The following is an 8,743-nucleotide window of genomic DNA, read 5'->3' as shown; positions in this document are numbered from 1 at the left end:
AAAAAAAAAGAAAAAAAGAAAAAAAAATATAAAAAAAAAAGAAAAGAAATGAAAAGTAAAGAAAAAAAAAAAAAAAAAAAATAAAAAATAAAAAAATGTTGTTATTTATTGTTATTATTTTTTGGTTTTTTTTTTTTTTTTTTTTTTTTTGAGGGAGTGTTTTTTTTTTTTTTTTTTTTTTTTTTTTTTTTTTTGAAAAAAATTATTAAAAAAGATTTTAAGGAGATAAAATAGTTGATGTATAACATATAAGTGTAGGCCTTTGTACTTGTTCAACGGGACGTTAGGACCATTTTTTTACAACAGCATTAAAATTGAAGGAATTACACACCATGAAAGCGAATACAATGACTTAAAGCATATTAAGACAGGGGAAGGTGAACGTTATGAGTTTTTGCTGTGGAGCGAGTATGGTGGGGACAAAAGGTACGTTGAAGCATTATCAAACTCAAGTACATAATGTTCCCCTGTTGTTTTGCCCTATCTGCCATCGGGTGGAAGTCCATTACCGGGTGGAGAACGAATACGAGATCTTAGCAGAATACGCACACGGAGATGGTGCGGAGCATATGGATTTTCAGGACTATGTTATGGAAGATGAGGAAACCATCTTTGAGAATGTAGTAAACCTGGAATCCGAGGATGAGCTTGAATTCGTCCAAAGTCAAATTGATATGTCACTGGACCTGTTAGTTGTGGCACATTGGATGAAGGATGAGAAGTGGCAAGGTGAGCTAAAGAGAAGACTTGCAGTAATGAGTCAAAGACGGCTTCGGCTTCAGCAAAAAGCGTAACTTACATGGTAAGCCCTCTAAGCCAAGAGGGCTTTTTCATTGAGAGATTAGATGAGGACAAAACCAACGGATTGGCAGCCATATCTCCTATAGATGCCATGCTAAACACGATCGTAGTTGCGAAAAAGTAAACGTTAATATGCCTTTATACGAGAACTGATTATTTTCGACAGTATCTCTGATTGACGTTTTCCAGTAAGCGTGACTATCATGAAGAAAACATGCAGATACAATAACTGGATATTACAAAATTTTGTTCCAGTAGGTATGCATTGAATATGTGTTTTGGCGCATTCATCTTTTTGAGAAAAGGGGGAGCCTTCTTGTTGAGTGAAATCCCGGAAGTTGAATTGGACAATATTGAATCCTTTCATCCGAATCATCTTGTTAGAACAAAATATGAGAATATACTGGAGAATCTCGACAGCGGAATCATCCTTTTTGATAGTGATGGGGTTCTGGCTTTTGTGAATGTACAAATGGCCAAGCTGCTAGGTGTGTCGCGTAAATCATTAGCAGGGTTAACTCTCACCCAGCTTTTGCGCCATCCGCAGATCACTAGATTCAAGAAGAAGAAAATACTTCGAATATTTCGCGAGACTATTTTTCATCGAAAAAGGTTTCATGAGTTGTTAGATGAGCATGGGAGATCATGGCTGATCACAATGACTTACGGCGATCAGATGGAAGGAGACTTTTTAATTAGCGTTAAAGATGTATCCGACTTTAAGCAGATTGAGCAGACTGCTTACCAGAATGACAAGCTCGCAATGCTTGGCAGAATCTCAGCTTCCATTGCTCATGAGATCCGAAACCCTTTAACCTCCATCCGGGGATTTATTCAGCTGCTGCGGCCTCATTTAATGAGCCTTGGTAAAGATGAATACGCACGAATTATTTTGACAGAGATTGACCGGGCCAACGATATCATATATGAATTTCTGAATTCTTCTAAGCCCTCTGCGCCACAAACAACGATCATCCCGGTAGCCTCTCTGCTGAAAGAGGTTGTTCTTCTCACAGAAAGCGAAGCTTTAATGAAGGGCTGCCAGCTTGTTTTTCATCATGCCGAGAAGATTCCCAGCTTAATATCGGTAGATGTAAAGCAGATTAAACAGGTCCTTCTGAATTTGATTAAAAACGCTCTTGATGCTATTGATGAGATGAAGTACGAGCATAGTACAGGAATGATTGAAATTGCTTTAGAGCAGACAGGAACACAGGTGAGTATTCTGATATCGGATAATGGCAGAGGAATGGATCAAAACACACTTAACAATTTATTTAATCCGTTTTTTACAACCAAAGAAGGCGGCACAGGACTTGGCCTGTCTGTTAGTTATCGAATTATAAAAAATCACGGAGGTTCAATTGCAGTGGAGAGCCAGGTGGGTGTTGGAACGGAGTTTCTAATAACACTCCCAATTATTGATATGCATCAACCTGAGCTATGAACAATACGGGGAATGTTGTTTCAGTAAACAACATTTCCTTTTTTTTTGTTGTACAATGAGCTGGAGCGGAACGAGTTTTCAACTGGGCGCATCTACTGGATAACCCGTTGCAGTCGTCGTGATTCAATAAAGTCTATAATATTATAATATGGAAGTTTTATCTTTACTTTTCAGTGACCGTTCAAGTATGATGTAAAGAAAACTTGGGTGAAGGGAGTCCAGCTTTGATGAAAAGAGCTAGTGCAAAAATTGTAGACTGTACGATCCGTGATGGCGGATTAGTGAATAATTGGGATTTCAGTATAGAATTTGTTCAGAATTTGTATGCGGGCCTGAATAAGGCAGGCGTGGACTATATGGAAATCGGCTACAAAAATTCACCAAAGCTGTTAAAGGGTGCGGATCAGGCAGGTCCGTGGCGTTTTCTGGATGATGATTTCCTTCGTGAGGTTATTCCTCAAAAAGGTAGGACCAAACTTTCAGCGCTCGTGGACATTGGTCGTGTGGATCAGGACGATATTTTGCCCCGTGCAGAAAGTATGCTCGATTTGATTCGTGTCGCATGTTATATCAAAGATGTGGATAAAGCACTGGAGCTTGTACAGACCTTCCACGATCGAGGATACGAAACAACCATCAACATTATGGCTCTATCAAATGTAATGGATAATGAGCTTCTGGAAGCATTTGAAATGATTAAAGACAGTGCAGTTGACGTAGTATATATTGTTGATTCCTACGGAAGCCTGGATCATAATGATATCAAATATTTAGTTGAGAAGTTTAAGACTCATCTGCCAAATAAGCGCCTGGGTGTACATACACATAATAACTTGCAGCTGGCATTCTCTAACACCTTGGTTGCAGCTGAGAACGGCGTAGAACTGCTGGATGCATCTGTTTATGGAATGGGACGTGCTGCAGGTAACTGTCCAACCGAATTGCTGGTAACCCATCTTAAAGGAACCAAATACGAACTCCGCCCTGTACTTGATGTTATCGAACGTTTTATGATCCCTCTTCGTGAGAAGGAAGAGTGGGGATACCTCATTCCTTACATGATCACCGGTACACTTGATGAGCATCCCCGTTCGGCGATGGCGCTGAGAGCATCGGCCGATAAGGACAAAGGTGTGGACTTTTATGACAAGCTGACAACGCCTGAAGTTACTTTTGAAAAATAATACGGACTTATGATTAAGAAGTACTTTTCTATAGGAAAAGTGCTTCTTTTTTTTTCTGGAAATGAATTCATCATTATCTTGTGCAAAGCCGATAATAATGATGAAGAAGCATATCAAATGACTGTAGAAATGTGTCGTTTATAAGATTATTTAGTGACAATTTGTCGAACCCTGTCTGTTTTCGGAAACCATTACATGGTAATTAAGCAGGAGAATGAAAGTGAACGTGGAATTCTTTAAATTGAAAATTGGTACATATAGCCAGACGGGGGTACGACTAATATGAAGAATAATACAAAAGAGAGAAAGGTCTTAAGAACGGGTATAGCCGTTATTATAGCTGTCCTCCTGATTGTATTTTTTCAGGCTTCACACTTTCAGCTTCAAGAAAGGAACCATATTGATTCTCTATATATAGTCATTGGTATCTTCAATGTTGCGATTTACTTCTCTATTTTTACACAGAATTGGACATATGCCTCTCTTTCTTTATCCCGAAAACGTCTATATGTAGGAATATTGTTTTTATGTGCACTTATCCCTGATATCATTCACACTCTGGGAGCTGTCGGGTTTCCGCTATTTCACTGGGTCTTATCTGTAGATGGCTTCATGTGGATGATGATTTTATCGAGAACGGTTATAGCTCTTGGAATGTTGATGATCATTTGTATGCGTGATCAAGTTGTAAGCGTATCATTTAAGACCGCTGCACTCATTGTCGGGGTTCTCCCGATACTGACCATAATCGTTTTGTTATTGGTGCTGCTGCCTTCTTTACCTGGGCTTATAAATGAACATGGAATGACAACGCTAAAAAAAATGTGGGACGCTGTTATTTTAATAATCCTTCTGATCGCTGCTGGCCTGAATGTATACCAGGTTTATATTAAACGTGCTGCTGAAAGCTTGAACCTTGTTGCGGGCCTCAGCTTCTTTATTGTAGGCCAGTTTTTATTTGCGACATCAACCCTGATCTCTGATTTAAGTCATTTGCTGGGCTTGGTCTGTGGTTGTATAGGCAGCTATCTGTTTCTCGCCGGCAGTCACAAGCATGCATTTCAAGCCCCGCTCTTAGAGAAGCGGATGTCAGAGGCTCAGTTCAACTATCTTGCTTATCATGATGAACTAACGGGGCTTCCTAATTTGCGGAAACTTACTCACCGGTTAGAGGCTTTGATTGAGAAAGAACCCAAGGTAGACAGGTTGACCATAGCAGTGCTCAATTTCAATCGCTTTAAGATGATAAATGAATCTTTGGGGCGTGAAGCGGGTGACCGGATATTAAAGATGGCTTCCAAGCGTATTATAGATGAAGTGCGAAACGGGGAGGAAGTTTATAGTATGGGAGGCGACGAATTTGCCGTCATACTTATAGGTGGAATCTCCTCAGAACAAATCACTGCACGGATAGCCAAATTTATTGAACTGTTTAAAGAACCTTTACAGTTTGAGACAGGTGATTATCATCTATCCCTCTCGGCTGGATTTGCCGTGTATCCTGAAGATGCAATAGTCGCAGAGCAGCTGGTACAAAACGCTGATACAGCTGTTCACGATATAAAAGGACAGCAAAAATACATACAGCGTTATATACCATCCATGCAGTTGAAAGCACAGGAGCGGCTTATCATGGAAACCGAGCTGCGGAGGGGGCTGGAGAGAGAGGAATTTTTCCTGGAATACCAGCCGTTAGTGTGGCTTGAAACCGATCAGGTCGTAGGCATGGAGGCTTTAGTGCGGTGGAATCATCCCGATAGAGGGATCGTATACCCTGGGGATTTCATCTCGATAGCTGAAGACAGTGGACTTATTGTACCTTTAGGTGAATGGGTGTTAAGGCAGGCCTGTCAGCAGAACAAGCAATGGCAAAAGACAGGATATAAGCCGATATGTGTTTCTGTTAATCTCTCTCTGGGACAATTTATACAGCCTAATCTGGCAGAACGGATTGGAACGATCCTTGATGAAATTGGGCTTGATCCTCAATATGTGGAACTTGAGATTACGGAATCCATGACTCTCGATAAGGAAGCAGCGCTTGATCAACTGTATAAGCTGAAGAGATTAGGCGTTAGAATAAGTATTGATGACTTTGGAACCGGATATAGCTCGCTCCATTATTTGAAGAACCTTCCAATAGACCGATTAAAAATTGATAGAACCTTTGTTAATGAAATATTGCAGGACAATAACAATGCCGCAATTGTTTCCACCATTGCAACGATGGCTCATCATTTGAAACTGAAGGTTACAGCAGAAGGGGTAGAGACCGCGGATCAACTCAATTTTCTTAAAAATCAACAATGCCATGAAGGACAAGGTTATTACTTCAGCCGGCCCATTCGAGCATGGGATTTTGAGAGAGCGTTTTTGATGGATTGACGAAAAGGGGAGGGAGCCTCCCCTCATCATTTGGATGTATTAAAATACCAGTTGCATTAATTTACTCAGCATGATATATTTATTTTTGTCTTCAGGACGGAAGCTCAAAGTATTAACGGGATGTAGCTCAGCTTGGTAGAGCACCTGGTTTGGGACCAGGGGGTCGCATGTTCAAATCGTGTCATCCCGATTGATTATGACTTAGCCCCTGCAAAAGTAATCGGAATTTAATCCGAAGCATATCGTCACTTTTGTGGGTTGATATGCGGGTGTAGTTCAATGGTAGAACTCCAGCCTTCCAAGCTGGTAGCGTGGGTTCGATTCCCATCACCCGCTTTTTTTGTTTGCTCTTTTTATGGGGTCAATGTTGTAGACAATGATAAGGGCATATTGTATAATGAGGCCAATTCATTCTAAGAAATGCGAGGTAACCTAATCCGATGAAGTAAGACACTCAATTCTTTCGACAACTGCAAGTTTTATGCAGGCGTTTTCTCTACGGCGTTAGAGAGGAAGATTTGGTGTGTCTGAAAAAGATGATACGGTGCCTTCGTATAAATGGACTGACTTGATGTGGGAGTGGCTTCTGGTTAAGGAAGCGGCTGTACGTGGAATGAACAGTCTTCGAAAGATTCCCTGCGATCATTTTAGCCTATCTTCAGACATATATTTTCCGATCATCCGCCGCAGACAGCCGTCTGTGGTTTTTTTGTGAGTTTTCACATGAAAGGATGAGGTATATATGACTACCATTTTAAAGGCAACCGATATAAGCATTGAATTGCAAGGGGTTCAGTTATTTTCAAATGTTCAATTAGAGATTTATGAAGGGGAACGTGTAGCTCTCTTCGGTAGAAACGGTTCGGGGAAATCGACTCTCTTGTCTGTTTTGACGGGAGATCGTGAGCCGACCACCGGACGTGTAGAGGCCCGGATCGAGCGCGATCGTTTCGGCTGGATGAAGCAGCAGGACGGAGGGGAGGAGTATCTGTCCGCTCTCGAAACCGTTCGGCGCAGCAGTCATGAATCATTGTGGCAATTAAAGCGTCAAATGACTGAGACAGAGCAGCTTATGCAGGGTGATAACGACGATGAAGGTGCAGATCTGCTTGAGGAATACGGGAATTTGCTGGATGAATATGAGACAAAACAAGGCTTCCAATGGGAAACAGAGGTTGAAAAAGCGATGACCATGCTTGGGATCCATTCCGAGCTGTGGCATATTCCATTCCGGGAATTGAGCGGGGGGCAAAAGACGCGTGCTTATCTGGCTTCCTTGCTCGTTTCTGAGCCGCAACTGCTTATACTCGATGAACCGACCAACCATCTCGATGGTGAGAGCCTGGAATGGCTTGAACAATGGCTTCTTGCCTATAAGGGAACGGTATTGTTCGTCTCTCATGACCGGGAGTTCATGGATAAGGTAGCTACGGCAACTTGCGAATTAACGCCTGATGGATTAAAGCGGTATAAGGGTGGATACTCTGCTTACCGTCAGGAGAAAGAAAGGGAAATGCGGGAGCAGGAGGCACTGAACCGCAAACAGGAGTTAGCACGTAAAGCATTGGAGGAGTCTATACGCAGATATCAGGAATGGTTTAATCAGGCGCATAATTCAGCGGGTAAACAAAATGAAGTGAAGATTACGGCCAGCTTTTACAAGGCCAAAGCGAAAAAGAACATCTCCCGTTATCATGCCAAGCAGAAAGAGCTTGAGCGTCTGGAAGCCGAGGCTGTGGATAAACCGCGGAATGATCCGAAGCTTAATATGAAGCTTGGAGGGGAAGTGCTCGGAGCTCGAATGCTGGTAAGAGTGGAGGATATCAGCTTCGGTTATGGGGAGCAATCCCTGTTCAAGGAGCTCCGTTTTCAATTGTCTCGTCATGATCGCTTGGCGATTCGTGGACCTAATGGAAGCGGAAAGACAACGCTGCTGAAGCTGCTTTTAGGTGAAATTGAACCGGAACAGGGTAAGATTGTGAGGCATCCGGCTATGAATATTGGCTATTTCTCGCAAGAGCTGGATGGATTAGATTTAAATGTCACATTGCTTGATAGTCTGTTAGCACTGCCGGATATGACTCAAAGCCGGGCCCGAACGCTGCTGGGGTGCTTTTTATTCAGCCGGGACGATGTATTTAAGAAGATAGGTGATTTAAGTATGGGCGAGAAATGCAGAGCAGCTTTTCTTAAATTGTATTTCAGCGGTGCCCATCTCTTGGTTCTGGACGAACCGACCAACTACCTCGATGTCGATACCAGAGAAGTCATTGAGCAGGTGCTTGTGGATTACCCTGGAGCGATAGCACTTGTCTCTCATGACCGATACTTGGTACGAAAGCTGGCGAATCGTCTTCTTACTCTGAAAAAAGGGGGGCAGCCTGTCTGGTTTGATGGGACGGTTGAAGAGGAAGAAGAACAGACTGCACGGTCCCATGTCATCAGAGGGGATAGCCAGAGAGAAAACCGCCGAATGGAGCTGGAATTTAGAATACAGGAGCTTCTGGAGGCAATTCCGGAGAGCAGCGAGGAAGGAGTGCGGCAGCTTGCGGAGATACGGACACTTCGCCAGGAGCTAGAGCAGCTGCGCGGTTAAAATAAAATCAGCATCATGCTCGAACTAAATTTCTGAGCATGATGCTTATATTTCAAGTGTAGACTTAAGCAGAACAATCCGTTAGAAGATGGACAAATGACCGTGGATGAAATTGTACAAATTATCACTAATGAGCTGAAGGGTTTACCGGGTATTACCGGGGTTGTCCTGGGCGGGTCAAGGGCTCGGGGCAATCATAGACCGGATTCTGATATCGATATCGGAATATATTACGATCTATCCTTGGGTTTTGATATAGAAGAGATGAACCGTATAGCTTCAAAGCTGGATGATGAACGGAGAGAAGGCTTGATTACACCCATTGGCGGG

General features: G+C 42.4%; 7 protein-coding genes and 2 tRNA genes. All 9 read left to right on the top strand.

The genetic code is table 11. From position 1 onward, the window contains the following. Window positions 1–386: 386 nt before the first annotated feature. On the top strand, window positions 387–794 hold the full coding sequence (locus BN1234_RS21620) for a hypothetical protein (RefSeq protein WP_054958707.1): 408 nt from the start codon (window positions 387–389) through the stop codon (window positions 792–794). Between the two features lie 323 nt (window positions 795–1,117). Then, window positions 1,118–2,248, top strand: a complete 1,131-nt coding sequence (locus BN1234_RS21615) for an ATP-binding protein (protein ID WP_054958706.1) — start codon at window positions 1,118–1,120, stop codon at window positions 2,246–2,248. A gap of 227 nt (window positions 2,249–2,475) precedes the next feature. After that, window positions 2,476–3,432 (top strand): aldolase catalytic domain-containing protein, encoded by a 957-nt coding sequence (locus BN1234_RS21610; protein WP_170308105.1) that lies wholly within the window; start codon window positions 2,476–2,478, stop codon window positions 3,430–3,432. Between the two features lie 282 nt (window positions 3,433–3,714). Next, window positions 3,715–5,817, top strand: a complete 2,103-nt coding sequence (locus BN1234_RS21605) for a putative bifunctional diguanylate cyclase/phosphodiesterase (RefSeq protein WP_054958704.1) — start codon at window positions 3,715–3,717, stop codon at window positions 5,815–5,817. A 116-nt stretch (window positions 5,818–5,933) separates the two neighbouring features. Next, window positions 5,934–6,007 (top strand) — tRNA-Pro (locus tag BN1234_RS21600). Window positions 6,008–6,082: 75 nt separating this feature from the next. After that, window positions 6,083–6,153: transfer RNA gene (locus BN1234_RS21595), tRNA-Gly, on the top strand. 187 nt (window positions 6,154–6,340) lie between these two features. Continuing rightward, window positions 6,341–6,532, top strand: a complete 192-nt coding sequence (locus BN1234_RS21590) for a hypothetical protein (RefSeq protein ID WP_054958703.1) — start codon at window positions 6,341–6,343, stop codon at window positions 6,530–6,532. A 27-nt stretch (window positions 6,533–6,559) separates the two neighbouring features. After that, complete coding sequence (abc-f, locus tag BN1234_RS21585) at window positions 6,560–8,413, top strand: ribosomal protection-like ABC-F family protein (RefSeq protein ID WP_054958702.1); 1,854 nt, start codon at window positions 6,560–6,562, stop codon at window positions 8,411–8,413. Window positions 8,414–8,509: 96 nt separating this feature from the next. Continuing rightward, window positions 8,510–8,743 (top strand): nucleotidyltransferase domain-containing protein (locus tag BN1234_RS21580; protein ID WP_170308104.1); only part of this gene is annotated, 234 nt, incomplete at its 3' end.

This window comes from Paenibacillus dakarensis, assembly GCF_001373415.1.
In the GTDB taxonomy this organism is placed as follows: domain Bacteria; phylum Bacillota; class Bacilli; order Paenibacillales; family Paenibacillaceae; genus Paenibacillus_AQ; species Paenibacillus_AQ dakarensis.
The sequence above is the reverse complement of the archived record's forward strand: the minus strand, read 5'-3'. Positions and strand labels throughout refer to the sequence as shown.